Below are 18,307 nucleotides of genomic sequence, written 5' to 3' on the forward strand. Positions count from 1 at the left end.
CCTTGTTCATCCCGGATGGCTGAGCGAGGTTTCACCAGAAAAAGGAATCAGGCTTCTCATGGGCGAACTGGCCAAAGAAATCCTCCCGGTCAATATCGAAGACGAGCTGAAGCAGTCCTACCTCGACTACGCGATGAGCGTCATCGTCGGACGAGCTCTGCCCGATGCGCGCGACGGCTTGAAGCCCGTGCACCGGCGGGTACTGTTCGCGATGAGCGAACTGGGTAACGACTGGAACAAGCCGTACAAGAAATCCGCCCGTGTGGTCGGTGACGTTATCGGTAAGTACCACCCGCATGGCGATACTGCGGTCTACGACACCATCGTTCGTATGGCCCAACCCTTTTCCCTGCGCTACCTGCTGGTAGACGGCCAGGGCAACTTCGGTTCGGTGGACGGCGACAACGCCGCTGCCATGCGATACACCGAAGTGCGCATGACCAAGCTGGCCCATGAGCTGCTGGCCGACCTGCACAAGGAAACCGTGGACTGGGTGCCGAACTACGACGGCACCGAACAGATTCCTGCGGTCATGCCGACCCGTATTCCCAACCTGCTGGTCAACGGCTCGAGCGGCATCGCCGTGGGCATGGCGACCAACATTCCGCCGCACAACCTCGGTGAAGTCATCGACGGCTGTCTGGCGCTCATCGACAACGGCGACCTCACCGTCGACGAGTTGATGCAGTACATCCCCGGCCCGGACTTCCCGACCGCCGCGATCATCAACGGTCGTGCCGGCATCGTCGAAGCCTACAAGACCGGCCGTGGCCGCATCTATATGCGCGCCCGCTCCATCGTCGAAGACATCGACAAGGTCGGTGGTCGCCAGCAGATCGTCATCACCGAACTGCCGTACCAGCTGAACAAGGCCCGTCTGATCGAGAAGATCGCCGAGCTGGTCAAAGAGAAGAAGCTCGAAGGCATCACCGAGCTGCGCGACGAGTCCGACAAGGACGGCATGCGCGTGGTCATCGAGCTGCGTCGCGGCGAAGTGCCTGAGGTCATCCTCAACAATCTCTACGCTCAGACCCAGCTGCAAAGCGTCTTCGGTATCAATATCGTTGCGCTGATCGACGGCCGCCCACGCATCCTGAACCTCAAGGACCTGCTGGAAGCCTTCATTCGTCACCGTCGCGAAGTCGTTACCCGTCGCACCGTGTTCGAACTGCGCAAGGCCCGCGAGCGGGGTCACATCCTCGAAGGTCAGGCCGTTGCCCTGTCGAACATCGACCCGGTCATCGCCCTCATCAAAGCCTCGCCGACCCCGGCTGAAGCCAAAGAAGGCCTGATTAGCACGCCGTGGGAATCCAGCGCCGTGGTCGAGATGGTCGAGCGCGCAGGTGCCGAATCGTCCCGCCCGGAAAACCTCGATCCTCAGTACGGCATGCGTGACGGCAAGTATTTCCTGTCGCCGGAACAGGCCCAGGCGATCCTTGAGCTGCGTCTGCACCGCCTGACCGGTCTGGAACACGAAAAGCTGCTGACCGAGTACCAGGAAATCCTGACTCAGATCGGCGAGCTGCTGCGCATCCTCAACAGCGCTACGCGCCTGATGGAAGTCATCCGCGAAGAGCTGGAGCTGATTCGCGCCGAATACGGCGATGTGCGCCGCACCGAGATCCTCGATGCGCGCCTGGACCTGACCCTCGGCGACATGATCCCCGAAGAAGAGCGCGTCGTGACCATCTCCCACGGTGGCTACGCCAAGACTCAACCGCTGGCCGTTTATCAGGCCCAGCGTCGCGGTGGCAAAGGCAAATCGGCCACCGGCGTCAAGGATGAGGACTACATCGCTCACCTGCTGGTCGCCAACAGCCACACCACGCTGCTGATGTTCTCCAGCAAGGGCAAGGTGTACTGGCTCAAGACCTACGAGATCCCGGAAGCGTCCCGCGCTGCCCGTGGTCGTCCGCTGGTCAACTTGTTGCCGCTGAGCGAAGGCGAATACATCACCACCATGCTGCCGGTCGACCTCGAAGCCATGCGCAAGCGCGCTGACGAAGAAGAAGCCGAAGGCGTGGAAGCCGACGCCGAAGACCTCGAGAACAGCAACGAGACCGAAGAAGAGCGCAAGGCGCGCATCAAGGCCGCCGACAAGAAGAAGGCGCCGTTCATCTTCATGTCGACCGCCAACGGTACCGTCAAGAAGACCCCGCTGGTGGCGTTCAGTCGTCAACGCAGCGTCGGTTTGATTGCGCTTGAGCTGGACGAAGGCGACATCCTGATTTCCGCGGCCGTCACCGATGGCGAGCAGGAAATCATGCTGTTCTCCGACGGTGGCAAGGTCACCCGCTTCAAGGAATCCGAAGTGCGCGCCATGGGCCGTACGGCTCGCGGTGTGCGCGGCATGCGTCTGCCGGAAGGGCAGAAGCTGATTTCCATGCTCATTCCGGAGCAGGGCAGCCAGATTCTCACCGCTTCCGAGCGTGGCTACGGCAAGCGCACCGCGATCACTGAGTTCCCTGAGTACAAACGTGGCGGTCAGGGCGTCATCGCCATGGTCAGCAACGAGCGTAACGGCCGTCTGGTCGGCGCGGTTCAGGTGCAGGACGGCGAGGAAATCATGCTGATTTCCGACCAGGGCACGCTGGTGCGTACCCGCGTTGGCGAAGTATCGAGTCTGGGCCGTAACACCCAGGGCGTGACCCTGATCAAACTGGCCAAGGACGAGAAACTGGTCGGTCTGGAGCGCGTGCAGGAGCCATCGGAAGTCGAAGGCGAAGAGCTGGAAGGCGAAGCGTTCGAGGGCGAAGAGGTTGATGGCGACGTGATTGGCGCCGTCGACACCGACGAGTCCGCTGACGATGTGCAGGCGGATCCCGCGGCTGACGAAGAAGAGCCGCAGGAGTAACGCTGAGAGGGGGCTGGTGATCCGGCCCCCTCCTTAGAATTATGGGGCGCACGCTGTCAGGCAGACCGCTTTCGCGATCGTCGCAAACTCCGATTGCTCCTACAGTCGATCTCAGCGCTCGACCAGAGAACGTCTGTAGGAGCAATCGGAGGTAACGACGGTCGCGATGCGGATCTTCTGACACAATACAGTCCCTGTTTCGCACTTCCCCGCATTTCACCCGTTCCAAATTAATTCAGTGACACGACGAGAGTGGATATGAGCAAGCGAGCCTTTAACTTCTGCGCAGGTCCTGCCGCGCTCCCTGAAGCTGTTCTGCTGCGTGCCCAGGCCGAACTTCTGGACTGGCACGGCAAAGGCCTGTCCGTCATGGAAATGAGCCATCGCAGCGACGAGTTCGTCTCCATCGCCACCAAGGCGGAGCAGGATTTTCGCGATCTGCTGTCTGTCCCCTCCAATTACAAAGTGCTGTTTCTTCAAGGTGGCGGCAGTCAGCAATTCGCTCAGGTTCCGTTGAACCTGCTGCCGGAAAAAGGCACGGCCGACTACATCGACACCGGCATCTGGTCGCAGAAAGCCATTGAAGAAGCATCGCGCTACGGCAACATCAATGTCGCCGCCAGCGCCAAACCTTCCGACTACTTTGCCATTCCCGGTCAGAACGAGTGGAAGCTGTCGAAAGACGCGGCCTACGTTCACTACGTGCCCAACGAGACCATTGGCGGTCTGCAATTCAACTGGATTCCGGATACCGGTGACGTGCCGCTGGTGGCAGACATGTCCTCGGACATCCTCTCGCGCCCTGTCGACGTCTCGCGTTTCGGCATGATCTTCGCCGGTGCCCAGAAGAACATCGGCCCGAGTGGCATCGTCGTGGCAATCATCCGCGAGGACCTGCTGGGTCGCGCGCGTTCGCTGTGCCCGACCATGCTCAATTACAAGGTCGCGGCCGACAACGGCTCCATGTACAACACGCCACCAACGCTGGCCTGGTACCTGTCCGGTCTGGTCTTTGAATGGCTGAAAGAGCAGGGCGGCGTCGAGGCCATGGCCACGCGCAATGAACTCAAGCAACGCACGCTGTACGACTTCATCGACGCCAGCGGTCTGTACAGCAACCCGATCAACCCGTCCGACCGCTCGTGGATGAACGTGCCGTTCCGTCTGGCCGATGATCGCCTGGACAAGCCGTTCCTCGCGGGTGCCGAAGCGCGCAACCTGCTCAACCTCAAAGGCCACCGTTCTGTCGGCGGCATGCGCGCGTCCATCTACAATGCCATCGACCTCAGTGCGGTCAACGCCCTGACCGCGTACATGGCAGAGTTCGAGAAGGAACACGGCTAATGTCTGAACAAGAGCTCAAGGCACTGCGGGTCCGCATCGACAGCCTGGACGAAAAGGTTCTGGAACTGATCAGCGAGCGCGCCCGCTGCGCCCAGGAAGTGGCGCGGGTCAAGATGGCCGAACTGCCGGCAGGCGAAGAGCCGGTGTTCTATCGGCCCGAGCGTGAAGCGGCGGTGCTCAAGCGCGTCATGGAGCGTAACCGTGGCCCGCTGAGCAACGAAGAGATGGCGCGGCTGTTCCGCGAAATCATGTCCTCGTGCCTGGCGCTGGAGCAGCCGCTTAAGGTCGCGTATCTCGGCCCTGAGGGCACCTTCACTCAAGCCGCTGCGCTGAAGCATTTCGGCCACGCCGTGATCAGCAAGCCCATGGCAGCGATCGACGAAGTGTTCCGTGAAGTGGTCGCCGGTGCGGTCAACTTCGGCGTCGTCCCAGTGGAGAACTCCACCGAAGGTGCGGTCAACCACACTCTGGACAGCTTCCTTGAGCACGACATGGTCATCTGTGGCGAAGTCGAGCTGCGCATTCACCATCATCTGCTGGTGGGCGAGAACACCAAGACTGACAGCATCAGCCGCATCTACTCCCACGCCCAGTCCTTGGCCCAGTGCCGCAAGTGGCTGGACGCGCATTACCCGAACGTCGAACGCGTCGCCGTTGCCAGCAACGCCGAAGCGGCCAAGCGGGTCAAGGGTGAGTGGAACTCGGCGGCGATCGCCGGTGATATGGCGGCGGGCCTTTATGGCTTGACGCGGATTGCCGAGAAGATCGAGGACCGTCCGGACAACTCCACGCGCTTCCTCATGATCGGCAATCAGGAAGTGCCGCCGACCGGCGACGACAAGACGTCGATCATCGTCTCGATGAGCAACAAGCCCGGTGCGCTGCACGAGCTGCTGGTGCCTTTCCACCAGAACGGCATCGACCTGACGCGCATCGAGACGCGTCCCTCGCGAAGCGGTAAGTGGACCTACGTATTCTTCATCGATTTCGTTGGCCACCACCGCGACCCGCTGATCAAGGCCGTTCTCGAGCAGATCAGTCAGGAAGCCGTGGCGCTCAAGGTGCTGGGTTCCTATCCGAAAGCAGTGCTTTGATCCTGCGACCGGACTTGCAGCCCCACGGGTTTTTCTGAAGAGGTAAAGCGGTACATGAGCGGCGACTTCCTCGCGCTGGCACAGCCCGGCGTGCAAAAACTATCGCCTTACGTTCCCGGTAAGCCGGTGGACGAACTGGCGCGTGAACTGGATATCGATCCTGCGCGCATCATCAAGCTGGCGAGCAACGAAAACCCCATGGGCGCCAGCCCCAAGGCGTTGCAGGCGATCAAAGACGCACTGGCGGAGTTGACCCGCTACCCTGACGGCAACGGTTTCGAGCTCAAGCAGCGCTTGTCGCAAGCCTGTGGCGTGCAGCCCGAACAAGTGACGCTGGGCAACGGCTCCAACGACATTCTGGAAATCGTCGCCCGCGCCTACCTGGCGCCGGGGCTCAATGCGGTATTCAGCGAACACGCGTTTGCGATCTATCCGATCGTCACCCAGGCCGTGGGCGCCACCGCCCGCGTCGCCAGGGCGAAAGAGTGGGGTCACGACCTGCCGGCCATGCTCGCCGCCATCGACAGCAACACCCGGGTCGTCTTCATCGCCAACCCGAACAACCCCACCGGGACCTGGTTCGGACCGAGTGCGCTGGCTGACTTCCTCGCGCAGGTGCCCGACAACGTGTTGGTCGTGCTGGACGAGGCCTACATTGAATACGCCGAGGGCGCTGACCTGCCAGACGGTCTCAACTTCCTGAGCGATCACCCGAACCTGCTGGTGTCGCGTACGTTCTCCAAGGCCTATGGTCTGGCCTCTTTGCGCGTTGGTTATGCCCTGTCCTCGCCGGTCGTGGCCGACGTGCTGAACCGCGTGCGTCAGCCATTCAACGTCAACAGCCTCGCGCTGGCCGCCGCCTGCGCCGCGTTGGACGACGTTGACTATGTTGCGCAAAGCCGTCAGTTGAATGAAGCCGGCATGCAGCAGCTGGAAGCAGGGCTTGGTCAGATGGGCCTGAGCTGGATTCCTTCCAAAGCCAATTTCATCGCCGTGGACCTGGGTCGCGAAGCCGCTTCGGTCTACGAAGGATTGCTGCGCGAAGGCGTGATCGTTCGCCCGATCGGCGGTTACGGCATGCCCGATCACCTGCGTGTGAGCATTGGTCTGCCGGCCGAGAACAGTCGTTTCCTCGAGGCGTTGAGCAAGGTTCTGGCGCGTGGTTGATGTCACGTCGCTGCAACCTGCTGCGCCTATGATCGGCCGCCTGGTGGTGGTCGGCCTCGGCTTGATCGGTGGTTCGTTCGCCAAAGGGTTGAAGGAAAGTGGCCTGTGCCGCGAAGTCGTGGGCGTCGATCTCGACCCGCAATCGCGAACGCTGGCCGTCGAACTGGGCGTGGTCGATCGCTGTGAAGACAATCTTGCGGCCGCCTGCGTGGGGGCTGACGTCATTCAGTTGGCCGTGCCGATCCTGGCCATGGAAAAGCTCCTCGGCGTGCTGGCGGGCCTGGATCTGGGCAATGCCGTGCTGACCGATGTCGGCAGCGCCAAAGGCAACGTGGTCCGCGCTGCTCGCGAAGCCTTCGGCGTGATGCCGGCGCGCTTCGTGCCGGGTCACCCGATTGCCGGCTCCGAGCAGAGCGGGGTGGAAGCCTCCAACGCCGAGCTGTTCAAACGGCACAAAGTCATTCTCACCCCTCTGGCGGAAACCGATCCGTCGGCGCTGGCGCTGGTCGACCGTCTCTGGTCGGCTCTGGGCGCAGACGTCGAGCACATGCAGGTCGAGCGCCACGATGAAGTGCTGGCGGCGACCAGTCATCTGCCGCACCTCCTGGCGTTCGGTCTGGTGGACTCGCTGGCCAAGCGCAACGAAAACCTCGACATCTTCCGTTATGCCGCGGGCGGTTTCCGCGACTTCACGCGCATCGCCGGCAGTGATCCGGTGATGTGGCATGACATCTTCCTGGCGAACCGCGAGGCCGTGCTGCGCACCCTCGACACCTTCCGCAGTGATCTCGATGCGCTGCGCGACGCCGTGGATGCAGGCGATGGCCACCAATTGCTCGGTGTGTTCACCCGGGCTCGCGTCGCCCGGGAGCATTTCGGCAAGATCCTCGCCCGTCGCGCCTACGTTGAAAAAGCAGCGGGCGCCGACCTGACGTTTATGGCGCAGCCCGGCGGTGTTGTCCGCGGACAGGTTCGCGTGCCGGGTGACAAGTCGATTTCCCATCGGGCGATCATGCTCGGGTCCCTGGCCCAAGGCACCAGCGTCGTCGAAGGTTTTCTCGAAAGCGAAGACGCGCTGGCAACGTTGCAGGCGTTCCGCGACATGGGCGTGGTCATCGAAGGGCCGCACCACGGTCGCCTGACCATTCATGGCGTCGGTCTCAACGGGCTTCAACCGGCGCCGGGGCCGCTTTATCTGGGTAACTCGGGCACTTCTATGCGGCTGCTCTGTGGCCTGTTGGCCGCGCAGCGATTCGACAGCGTGCTGACTGGCGATGCCTCGCTGTCTCGGCGCTCGATGACCCATGTCGTTGAGCCATTGCGCCAGATGGGCGCCATGATTGAAACCGCAGAGGACGGCCGGCCGCCGCTGACCCTTCGCGGCGGGCAGGGTCTTCAGGCCATCCGCTACGACATGCCGTTGCCCAGCGCTCAGGTGAAATCCGCGCTGTTGCTCGCCGGTCTCTACGCAAATGGCACAACGATGGTGCATGAGCCCGCGCCGACCCGGGACCACACCGAGCGCATGCTGCAAGGCTTCGGTCATTCGGTTGCCGTTCATGACGGGACAGTGGCGCTGCAGTCAGGGGTTGAACTCAAGGCCGCACCCATCGAAGTGCCCGGAGATATCTCCTCGGCGGCGTTCTTTATGGTGGCAGCGTCCATTGCCGAAGGCTCCGACCTGATTCTGGAAGGCGTGGGTGTCAACCCGACGCGCTCCGGCGTTATCGATATCCTGCGCCTGATGGGCGCGGACATCACGCTGCACAACCCGCGCGATGCGGGCGGCGAGCCGGTGGCTGATCTGCACGTGCGCCCTGCGCGCCTCATGGGTATCGACGTTCCACGGACGCTGGTGTCTTTGGCGATCGACGAGCTTCCAGCACTCTTTATTGCCGCCGCGTGCGCGGAAGGGCGAACAGTGTTTAACGGTGTCCAGGGCTCACGCGTCAGGGAATCCGGCCGTCTTGAGGCCATGGCCGACGGTCTGGCGACGCTCGGTATAAACTGTGAATCCACCGCAGATGGCATCATTATTGATGGTGGAACCGTTGGCGGTGGTGAAATCAATGCGCAGGGTGATCACCGTATCGCCATGGCATTCAGTATCGCGTCGTTGCGCGCGGCCAGTCCGATCCGCATCCGGGACTGCGCCAATGTGGCGACTTCATTTCCCAGTTTCCTGACGCTGTGTGCTCAGGTGGGTATTCGTGTAACGCAAGAGGGGCAATCGTGAAAGTTCAAGCTCCGGTCATAACGATCGACGGACCCAGCGGTTCCGGGAAGGGCACGGTGGCCGGCAAGCTGGCCAAACGTCTGGGCTGGTCCCTGCTGGATTCCGGCGCGCTGTATCGGTTGCTGGCCTTTGCGGCCGTCAACCATGGCGTCGACCTGACCAATGAAGAAGCATTAAAGCTGCTGGCTGCGCATCTGGACGTGCAGTTCATGGCAGCGACCGACGACCACGGTCAGCGCATTATCCTGGAAGGGGAGGACGTCACGTCAGCCATCCGCAATGAGCATGTCGGCAGTGGCGCGTCGCAGGTGGCCTCGTTGCCGGCTGTTCGCGAAGCACTGCTGCAGCGCCAGCGGGCTTTTCAGGAGTTTCCGGGCCTGATCGCCGACGGCCGCGACATGGGCACGGTGGTCTTTCCCGGCGCGCCACTGAAGATTTTTCTGACGGCCAGCGTCGACGAGCGTGCCCGTCGGCGATATTTGCAGTTGAAGGCCAAGGGTGACGATGTTAGTCTGCCGAGTCTGCTAGATGAGATCCGTGTCCGCGACGAGCGCGACACCCAGCGAGCGGTAGCCCCGCTCAAGCCGGCGCATGACGCCATTCAGCTGGATTCCACCGAATTGTCCATCGAGCAGGTGCTTGAACGCATCCTGAGTGAAGTCGCACTCCGCGATCTCGCCGGATGACCAGAAAGCCATGTGGGAGACCAGTCATAGTCCCGCAGGCTTTCTTTCATATGAACGAAACCCACGTTGTCTGGAGCGTGGCAGATGGGCGTATTCTTCGCCCTTATCAACAGGAATTAAAATGAGCGAAAGCTTTGCTGAACTTTTCGAAGAAAGCCTAAAGACTCTTAACCTTCAGGCCGGTTCGATCATCACCGCGATCATCGTCGATATCGATTACCAGGCTGGTTGGGTCACCGTTCACGCTGGTCTGAAGTCTGAAGGCCTCATCCCGCTGGAGCAGTTCCACAACGATGCTGGCGAGCTGACCATCAAGATTGGCGATGAAGTCCACGTTGCGCTGGACGCGGTCGAAGACGGCTTTGGCGAAACCAAGCTGTCCCGCGAAAAAGCCAAGCGTGCTGAGTGCTGGATCGTTCTGGAAGCGGCTTTCGCAGCTGAGGAAGTGGTCAAGGGCGTTATCAACGGTAAGGTTAAAGGCGGCTTCACAGTCGACGTTAACGGCATCCGTGCGTTCCTGCCAGGTTCTCTGGTTGACGTCCGTCCAGTGCGCGACACCACGCACCTGGAAGGCAAAGAGCTGGAATTCAAGGTCATCAAGCTGGACCAGAAGCGCAACAACGTTGTCGTTTCCCGTCGCAGTGTCCTGGAAGCCGAAAACAGCGCCGAGCGCGAAGCTCTGCTGGAATCGCTGCAGGAAGGCCAACAGGTCAAGGGTATCGTCAAGAACCTCACCGATTACGGCGCATTCGTCGATCTGGGTGGCGTCGATGGCCTGCTGCACATCACCGACATGGCCTGGAAGCGCATCAAGCATCCATCGGAAATCGTCAACGTTGGCGATGAGATCGATGTAAAGGTCCTGAAATACGATCGCGAGCGCAATCGTGTTTCCCTGGGTCTGAAGCAACTGGGTGAAGATCCATGGGTTGCTATCAAGGCTCGTTACCCGGAAGGCACTCGCGTTACCGCGCGTGTTACCAACCTGACCGACTACGGCTGCTTCGCAGAGCTGGAAGAAGGCGTGGAAGGCCTGGTACACGTTTCGGAAATGGACTGGACCAACAAGAACATCCACCCGTCGAAAGTCGTTCAGGTTGGCGACGAAGTGGAAGTCATGGTTCTGGACATCGACGAAGAGCGTCGTCGTATCTCCCTGGGCATCAAACAGTGCAAATCTAACCCGTGGGAAGATTTCTCTGGCCAGTTCAACAAGGGCGACAAGATCTCCGGCACCATCAAGTCGATCACCGATTTCGGTATCTTCATTGGTCTGGACGGCGGCATCGACGGCCTGGTTCACCTGTCCGACATCTCCTGGAACGAAGTGGGCGAAGAAGCCGTACGCCGTTTCAAGAAAGGCGACGAGCTTGACACCGTGATCCTGTCGGTTGATCCAGAGCGTGAGCGCATCTCGCTGGGTATCAAGCAGCTGGAAAGCGATCCGTTCTCCGAGTATGTCACTGTCAATGACAAAGGCGCTATCGTCCGCGGTATCGTTAAAGAAGTTGACGCCAAAGGCGCCATCATCACTCTGGCCGACGACATCGAAGCGACCCTCAAAGCCTCCGAAATCAGCCGTGACCGCGTTGAAGACGCGCGTAACGTTTTGAAAGAAGGCGAAGAGATCGAAGCCAAGATCATCAGCGTTGATCGCAAGAGCCGCGTGATCAGCTTGTCCATCAAGTCGAAAGACGTTGAAGACGAGAAAGAAGCGATTCAGAGCCTGCGTAGCAAGCCTGAAACCGCTGAAAGCACTGGTCCTACCACTCTGGGTGACCTGCTGCGTGCTCAAATGGAAAAACAGAACTGAGTTCTGTCTGACCATTGAAAAAGGGCGACTTCGGTCGCCCTTTTTTGTGGGCGGGTGATTTTGCGCTGTGTTCGGCCAATGCCTGTTGAGGATCTTCAATCTCCACTCATTTAAGTCTGGACATACTCTGTTCAAATCCTTCTGGTCATGCTAAAACCTTCAAAGCGCTTTACCTAGCTGCTTGAAAAAGAAGGGAAAAATATGACGAAGTCGGAGTTGATCGAACGAATTGTCACCCATCAAGGACTGCTCTCATCCAAGGATGTGGAGTTGGCCATCAAGACCATGCTCGAGCAGATGTCGCAGTGCCTGGCGACGGGCGACCGTATTGAAATACGCGGTTTCGGCAGCTTTTCCCTGCACTATCGCGCACCTCGCGTAGGCCGCAATCCGAAGACAGGTCAGTCTGTCAGCCTCGACGGCAAGTTCGTACCTCACTTCAAACCAGGCAAAGAGCTCCGCGACCGGGTGAACGAAGAAGAGGAGCATGAGCTCCAATAGCTCTTTGAGGAGTTCTCATGCGAAATGTGAAGCGTCTGATCTTTCTGGCTATCGCCCTGTTGATCGCAGCGGTGATTGTCGTATTTGTGCTGGAAAACCAGCAGAACGTCGCCCTGGTGTTCTTTGGCTGGAATGCACCCGAGCTGCCGGTCGCCGTGCCGGTGATCTTTGCATTGCTGGTGGGCATGTTGATTGGCCCCCTGTTGGTTTCAGTCGCTCGTCTGCGCAGGAAACCCAAGGCGTCACGTCTACCCTGATAGAATCCCTGCGCGCCAGACACCTCAACGCTTGCGTTGAAGATAATTACAAGCGCACCTATAACTAATCTCCTTTTTCAATGCCTAACCCACGCCTCAAGCTTTCAGGCGCGAGGGTTGCGTGCAGTTCATCATTCGAGCTGCTTCTACTGAACAGAGGAACCTTCGGGTTTTTTCGTCGCATAGGTTTTTACACATGAATTCCGACTATCCCGCTCTTCAGACTCGCTGTTTCAAGGCCTACGACATCCGTGGTCAGGTCCCCAATGACCTTGACGATGACATTGCTTACCGCATCGGCCGGTCCATGGTGGTTGAACTGGGTGCCAAAAATATCGTAGTGGGCCGAGACATGCGTCTTGAAAGCCCGGCCTTGGCTCAGGCGTTGATCAAGGGCATTCAGGAAGCCGGCGCGGATGTTATCGACATCGGCCTGTGCGGCACCGAAGAAGTCTACTTCGCCACCAGCCACTACGATGCAGACGGCGGCGTGATGGTCACGGCCAGTCATAACCCGAAGGGTTATAACGGCATGAAACTGGTCCAGAAATCATCCCGTCCCATCAGTGGTGATACCGGCCTTGATGCCATTCGTCAGCGCGTGGATGCGGGCGACTTCGGTGAAGTGGCCGCTCAGCACGGCAGCGTTCAGTCCAAGCCGGACAAGACCGCCTACATCGAGCATCTGCTGACCTACGTCAAAGGTGCCGACCTTCGTCCATTGAAGATCCTCGCCGATCCGGGCAATGGCGCTGTCGGTCCTGCACTGGACGCGATCCGCTCCCAGCTGCCGTTCGAGTGGGTGATCATCAACGCCGAGCCGGATGGCAACTTCCCGAACGGCGTGCCGAACCCGCTGCTGCCGGAAAACCGCAGCATCACCCGCGACGCGCTGCTCAAGCACGGCTGCGATCTGGGCCTGGCGTGGGACGGCGATTTCGACCGCTGCTTCTTCTTTGACGAGCAAGGCCGTTTCGTCGAGGGCTACTACCTGGTGGGCCTGCTGGCCGAAATGCTGCTCAAGCAACACCCGGGTTCGAAAATCATTCACGACCCGCGCCTGACCTGGAACACCATCGATCAGGTCAAGCAGGCGGGCGGTACGCCAGTGCTGTGCAAAACCGGTCACGCGTTCATTAAGGAGCGCATGCGCCTGGAAGACGCCGTGTATGGCGGCGAAATGAGTGCTCACCACTACTTCCGCGATTTTGCCTACTGCGACAGCGGCATGATCCCGTGGCTGTTGGTCGCCGCGCTGATGTCGGTGTCCGGCAAGAAGTTCTCGCAACTGGTTGATGAACGCATGGCGGCCTACCCGTGCAGCGGCGAAATCAACTACAAGGTCGACGACGTCAAATCCATCATCGCCAAGATCCTGGAACACTACACGCCGTCTTGCTCGAACATCGACAGAACCGACGGCATCAGCCTTGAGTTCGCCGAATGGCGTTTCAACCTGCGCGGCTCCAACACCGAGCCGCTGCTGCGTCTGAACGTCGAGAGCCGTCGTGATCCAGCCCTTGTAGAAGCCAAGGTCAAAGAGATCGAAGCGCTGATCAACGGCAAGTGATGCACCCGGCGCGCGGTCCCGCTTGCTGATTGGCGGGGCCGCACGCCAATCGTCTACAATGGCGCCGCTGTTTCGCAGCGGCCGTCATGATGGACGGCGAATTCTTATGTGCATGGATCGGATATGACCAGAAAAATCCTGGTAACAGGCAGTTCGGGATTTTTGGGAACAGCGCTGGTTGACCACCTTGCACACCTGCCCGACGCGCACATTGTCGCGGTCAGCAGACGGGCGACGCCCCATTCTTCTCCAAACGTGACGACGGCCGTTGTTGCCGGGCTGACTGCCGACACCCCATGGCAGGAAGTTCTGCACGGCGTCGACACGGTCATTCACGCCGCAGCGCGGGTGCATGTCATGCACGACACCGCGGCCGATCCGCTTTCGCTGTACCGGGAGGTCAACACCCTCGGCACGCTGAATCTGGTTGAGCAGGCCGCCGCAGCAGGCGTTCGGCGTTTTATCTTCATCAGCACGATCAAGGTCAACGGTGAGTCCACCGCGCGGGGCGACTGCTTTCGTCCGGACGACGCGCCCAATCCGAGCGACCCCTACGCCATCTCCAAGCACGAAGCGGAACAAGGCCTTCAGGCCCTGGCCAAAACCTGCGCGATGGAAGTCGTCATCATTCGCCCGGTGCTGGTTTACGGCCCCGGCGTCAAAGCCAACTTCCTGCAACTGATGCGCACGTTGCGCAAAGGCGTGCCGCTGCCGCTGGGCGCGGTGAACAATGCGCGCAGCCTGGTCTCGCTGGACAACCTGACAGACCTGATCCGCGTCTGCATCGATCATCCTGCCGCCGCGAATCAGGTCTTTCTGGTCAGCGATGGCCAGGACCTCTCCACGACCGAACTGGCCAGCCGGCTCAAGGCGCAGATGGGGACATCCGGTTGGCTCATTCCCGTACCCGAATCCCTTATCATGCTCGGCGCCACACTGTTGGGTCGCAAATCGGCGGCCGAGCGTGTGCTGGGTTCGCTGCGCGTGGACATCAGCAAAACCCGCGAGCGGTTGCAGTGGCAGCCGCCGGTGTCGGTAGAGGACGGCCTCAAGAAGACCGTCGAGCATTTTCGGGTGACGGATCGAGCATGAATTATTGGTGGGTCGCGGTTGCGGTTGTGGTGTTTTCGTTTGCGCTGACGCATGTATTGCGACGCTATGCGCTGCACAAAAGCTTGCTTGATATCCCGAACGGTAGAAGCTCTCACACCCTTCCGACGCCACGGGGCGGCGGCGTGGCGATTGTCATCAGTTATCTGGTCGCGCTGGTCTGGATGCTATGGGCGGGGCTGATGGGCCGCGACCTGTTCCTGGCCATGTTCGGCGCGGGCGCGTTGATCGCGGCGCTGGGGTTTCTCGACGATCACGGCCACATCGCCGCGCGATGGCGTCTGCTGGGGCATTTTTTCGCGGCGGCATGGGCGTTGTTCTGGTTAGGCGGCCTTCCGGCAATCAGCGTGTTCGGCATGACCCTCGATCCGGGCTTGATCGTTAATGTGCTGACGGCGTTCTACCTGGTGTGGCTGCTCAATCTGTACAACTTCATGGACGGCATCGACGGCATCGCCAGCGTAGAGGCAATCTGTGTCTGCGTTGGCGCTGCGATCATCTACGCCCTGAGCGGCGTTGCCACTCTGGTGTGGCTGCCGATCCTGTTGGCGTGCGCCGTCGCGGGCTTTCTGTTCTGGAATTTTCCTCCGGCGAAGATCTTCATGGGCGACGCCGGCAGCGGATTCCTCGGCATTATGCTCGGTTGTCTGTCACTGCAGGGGGCGTGGATTTCCTCGCAGTTCTTGTGGGTATGGCTTATTCTCCTCGGGGTTTTCATCGTAGACGCTACAGTAACCCTCATCCGTCGGCTCGTTCGGGGCGACAAGGTCTATGAGGCGCACAGAAGTCATGCTTATCAATTCGCCTCGCGACGATTTGGCAAGCACCTTCCGGTGACGTCCGCAGTCGGTGTAATCAATCTGTGCTGGCTGTTGCCGGTCGCTGTGTGTGTCGCCCGTTTCGGGCTGGATGGCGCACTCGGCGTGATCATTGCTTACGCTCCTCTGCTCGCTCTGGCAGTCATCTTTAAAGCAGGGGCGCTTGAAAAGGGCTGAGCCCGGACATTGGCGCTGATGCTGTTGATCCGATTCCCCCGCGGGGCAGGAATCAATGGCCGGTGCAGGGGTCGACTGAAAGGAGTTTGAACGCGTGCTTGAGGGGATGATGGGAAAAATACGCACTTCGCTGCTGGCGCTGCCTCGCCGGCACAAGCGGATCATGCAGGTCGCCGCAGACGTGTGTCTGATCTGGTTCGCGTTGTGGATGGCGTTTGTCGTCCGCCTGGGCATCGATGAACTCATCAACCCCCTGGAAATCCATACCTGGCTGTTCGCAAGCGCGCCCGTGGTGGCGATCCCGTTGTTCATTCGTTTCGGCATGTACCGCGCGGTGATGCGCTATTTCGGCAACGACGCCCTTATCGCGATCATCAAAGCCGTCAGCCTGTCGGCCCTGATTCTCGGGGTCGTGGTCTATCTCTATAGCAACCACCAGCATGTGGTGCCGCGGTCGGTGATGTTCAATTACTGGTGGCTGAGCATGGTCATGATCGGTGGCCTGCGCCTGGCGATGCGTCAGTATTTTCTCGGTGACTGGTTTTCCGCCGCTCGCCATGTGCCCTTTGCAACCCGCGACGATGGCCTGCCAAAAGTCGCCATCTACGGTGCCGGCGCGGCAGGTAACCAATTGGTCGCTGCACTGCGCATGGGCCGGTCGATGCGTCCGGTAGCGTTCATCGATGACGACGACTCGATCTCCAACCGGGTCATTTCCGGGCTGCTGGTCTATAAGCCCAAGCACATTCAGCAGATGATCGACGTCACCGGCGCCCAGGAAATCCTGCTGGCGATTCCGTCGTCGGCACGAGCCCGTCGCCGGGAAATCCTCGGCTTCCTGGAAGGCTTCCCGCTGCATGTTCGCAGCGTACCGAATTTCTCTGATCTGGCGGCAGGCCGGGTGAAGGTGGACGATCTTCAGGAAGTCGACATCGCTGACCTGCTCGGGCGCGACGCCGTGCCTGCGCAAGAGGAACTGCTCGAACACTGCATCAAGAACCAGTGCGTTCTGGTCACCGGGGCAGGGGGGTCAATCGGTTCGGAGCTGTGCCGGCAGATCCTGCTGTTGAAGCCGACCACGCTGTTGCTGCTTGATCACAGCGAATTCAACCTGTACACGATTCTTACCGAGCTGGAGCGGCGGGTGGCCCGCGAGTCGCTCAAGGTCAAACTGCTGCCGATCCTGGGCTCCATTCGCAATCACGCCAAGCTGCTGGATGTGATGAAGACCTGGCAGGTCAACACCGTGTACCACGCGGCGGCCTACAAGCATGTGCCAATGGTCGAGCACAACATCGCCGAAGGCGTGCTCAACAACGTGGTCGGTACGCTTAACGCGGCCCAAGCGGCGCTGCAGGCGGGCGTGGCCAACTTCGTGCTGATTTCCACCGACAAGGCCGTGCGTCCGACCAATGTGATGGGCAGCACCAAGCGCCTGGCCGAGCTGACGTTGCAGGCACTGAGCCGGGAAACCGCGCCGGTCATGTTCGGCGACCGCTCCAATGTGCATCAGGTCAACAAGACGCGATTCATCATGGTGCGATTCGGCAACGTACTGGGTTCATCCGGCTCGGTGATTCCGCTGTTCCATCAGCAGATTAAATCCGGTGGGCCGCTGACGGTGACGCACCCGAAAATCACCCGCTACTTCATGACCATCCCGGAAGCGGCGCAGTTGGTGATCCAGGCCGGTTCCATGGGGCAGGGCGGTGACGTCTTCGTGCTCGACATGGGCGAGCCGGTGCGCATCATCGAGCTGGCCGAGAAGATGGTGCACCTGTCGGGCCTGAGCATCCGCTCGGAGCACAATCCCCAAGGCGACATTGCCATTGAGTTCACCGGGCTGCGCCCTGGCGAGAAACTCTATGAGGAGCTGTTGATCGGCAACAACGTGGCGGCGACTCGCCACCCGATGATCATGAGCGCGCAGGAAGACTTTCTGTCGTGGGACGTCTTCAAGCAGAGCCTCTCGCAGCTGCTCAAGGCACTGGACGACGACGATTACACCCGCGTTCGGCAGATCCTCGGCGACACCGTCGCTGGCTATGCGCCAGAGGGCGATATCGTCGACTGGATTCATCAGCAGCGTCGCCGGGAACCGTAGACGCTCGCGTTCCGGAAACCTTTTCTTACGCAGCGACATGGGGCACTGAAACGAGCGCGAGGCCCGGCTGTAGGGGGGCCTGCGAGTCAGTACATATTCGGTCACCGATCCCTGCGTTGACGGTCTGTCGCCATCGGCTAGGTTTGGGAAGCAGCTCAGGAATGCTGCTTCCACTTACGATGCCCATGGAGCATGACTCATGCGTACTTCTTATCTGTCCTCCCTGATCTTCGCGCTGCTGGCGGGTACGTCCCTCGCTGTGACTGCCGCGCCTTCTGCCACCCCTGCCGTCACCCCGGCAGACGCCACCCAACCTGCCATTTCCGCGCCAGCGGGTGCGCAGGGCTCAAAGGTTAATCTCAACGCCGCGAGTGCGGAAACCCTTCAGAAAGAGCTGTCCGGGATTGGCGCAGCCAAAGCCAACGCCATCGTGGCTTACCGTGAAGAACACGGCGGGTTCACGGCCGTGGATGAGTTGATCGAAGTGAAGGGCATCGGCAAGGCGCTGCTGGACAAGAACCGCGACAAGCTGGCAATTGACTGAGACCCCATGAGCCCAAGGCCGATCTTTTGATC

At 60.3% G+C, this 18,307-nt stretch carries 14 protein-coding genes; all 14 read left to right on the forward strand.

Translation table 11 applies throughout. The annotated features are described in order from the left end of the window. Positions 1–58: 58 nt before the first annotated feature. Positions 59–2,854 (forward strand): DNA gyrase subunit A, encoded by a 2,796-nt coding sequence (gyrA, locus tag IFT47_RS09870; protein ID WP_192172820.1) that lies wholly within the window; start codon positions 59–61, stop codon positions 2,852–2,854. A 258-nt stretch (positions 2,855–3,112) separates the two neighbouring features. Continuing rightward, positions 3,113–4,198, forward strand: coding sequence for a 3-phosphoserine/phosphohydroxythreonine transaminase (serC, locus tag IFT47_RS09875; protein WP_192172819.1), 1,086 nt, complete (start codon positions 3,113–3,115; stop codon positions 4,196–4,198). Further along, positions 4,198–5,292 (forward strand): prephenate dehydratase, encoded by a 1,095-nt coding sequence (pheA, locus tag IFT47_RS09880; protein WP_192172818.1) that lies wholly within the window; start codon positions 4,198–4,200, stop codon positions 5,290–5,292. The genes serC and pheA overlap by 1 nt, the downstream gene beginning before the upstream one ends. Before the next feature lie 54 nt (positions 5,293–5,346). Further along, positions 5,347–6,459: a histidinol-phosphate transaminase gene (hisC, locus tag IFT47_RS09885; RefSeq protein WP_192172817.1), complete on the forward strand. Its 1,113-nt coding sequence runs from the start codon at positions 5,347–5,349 to the stop codon at positions 6,457–6,459. Between the two features lie 28 nt (positions 6,460–6,487). After that, entirely contained in the window at positions 6,488–8,695 is a 2,208-nt protein-coding gene (locus IFT47_RS09890) for a bifunctional prephenate dehydrogenase/3-phosphoshikimate 1-carboxyvinyltransferase (RefSeq protein ID WP_244655946.1), read from the forward strand. Next, the gene (gene cmk / locus IFT47_RS09895; RefSeq protein WP_065992981.1) at positions 8,692–9,381 is read left to right on the forward strand and encodes a (d)CMP kinase; all 690 of its coding nucleotides are present in this window, start codon (positions 8,692–8,694) and stop codon (positions 9,379–9,381) included. Before IFT47_RS09890 ends, cmk begins: the two co-directional genes overlap by 4 nt. A gap of 121 nt (positions 9,382–9,502) precedes the next feature. Next, positions 9,503–11,194 carry a 30S ribosomal protein S1 gene (gene rpsA, locus IFT47_RS09900; protein ID WP_065992985.1) on the forward strand — a complete coding sequence of 564 codons (1,692 nt, stop codon included), beginning with the start codon at positions 9,503–9,505 and terminating at the stop codon, positions 11,192–11,194. Between the two features lie 201 nt (positions 11,195–11,395). Then, positions 11,396–11,695: an integration host factor subunit beta gene (gene ihfB, locus IFT47_RS09905; protein ID WP_037011901.1), complete on the forward strand. Its 300-nt coding sequence runs from the start codon at positions 11,396–11,398 to the stop codon at positions 11,693–11,695. 17 nt (positions 11,696–11,712) lie between these two features. After that, positions 11,713–11,952 (forward strand): lipopolysaccharide assembly protein LapA domain-containing protein, encoded by a 240-nt coding sequence (locus tag IFT47_RS09910; protein ID WP_192172815.1) that lies wholly within the window; start codon positions 11,713–11,715, stop codon positions 11,950–11,952. A 196-nt stretch (positions 11,953–12,148) separates the two neighbouring features. Then, the gene (locus IFT47_RS09915) at positions 12,149–13,522 is read left to right on the forward strand and encodes a phosphomannomutase (RefSeq protein ID WP_192172814.1); all 1,374 of its coding nucleotides are present in this window, start codon (positions 12,149–12,151) and stop codon (positions 13,520–13,522) included. A 123-nt stretch (positions 13,523–13,645) separates the two neighbouring features. After that, a complete protein-coding gene (locus tag IFT47_RS09920) occupies positions 13,646–14,614 on the forward strand; it encodes a UDP-glucose 4-epimerase family protein (protein WP_192172813.1) in 969 nt (322 codons plus the stop codon). After that, positions 14,611–15,627: an MraY family glycosyltransferase gene (locus IFT47_RS09925; protein WP_192172812.1), complete on the forward strand. Its 1,017-nt coding sequence runs from the start codon at positions 14,611–14,613 to the stop codon at positions 15,625–15,627. Before IFT47_RS09920 ends, IFT47_RS09925 begins: the two co-directional genes overlap by 4 nt. Positions 15,628–15,736: 109 nt before the next feature. After that, positions 15,737–17,731 carry a polysaccharide biosynthesis protein gene (locus tag IFT47_RS09930; RefSeq protein ID WP_407073233.1) on the forward strand — a complete coding sequence of 665 codons (1,995 nt, stop codon included), beginning with the start codon at positions 15,737–15,739 and terminating at the stop codon, positions 17,729–17,731. A 199-nt stretch (positions 17,732–17,930) separates the two neighbouring features. Further along, on the forward strand, positions 17,931–18,275 hold the full coding sequence (locus IFT47_RS09935) for a ComEA family DNA-binding protein (RefSeq protein ID WP_192172811.1): 345 nt from the start codon (positions 17,931–17,933) through the stop codon (positions 18,273–18,275). Positions 18,276–18,307 lie beyond the last annotated feature (32 nt).

This window comes from Pseudomonas sp. CFBP 13711, assembly GCF_014842265.1.
Lineage (GTDB): Bacteria > Pseudomonadota > Gammaproteobacteria > Pseudomonadales > Pseudomonadaceae > Aquipseudomonas.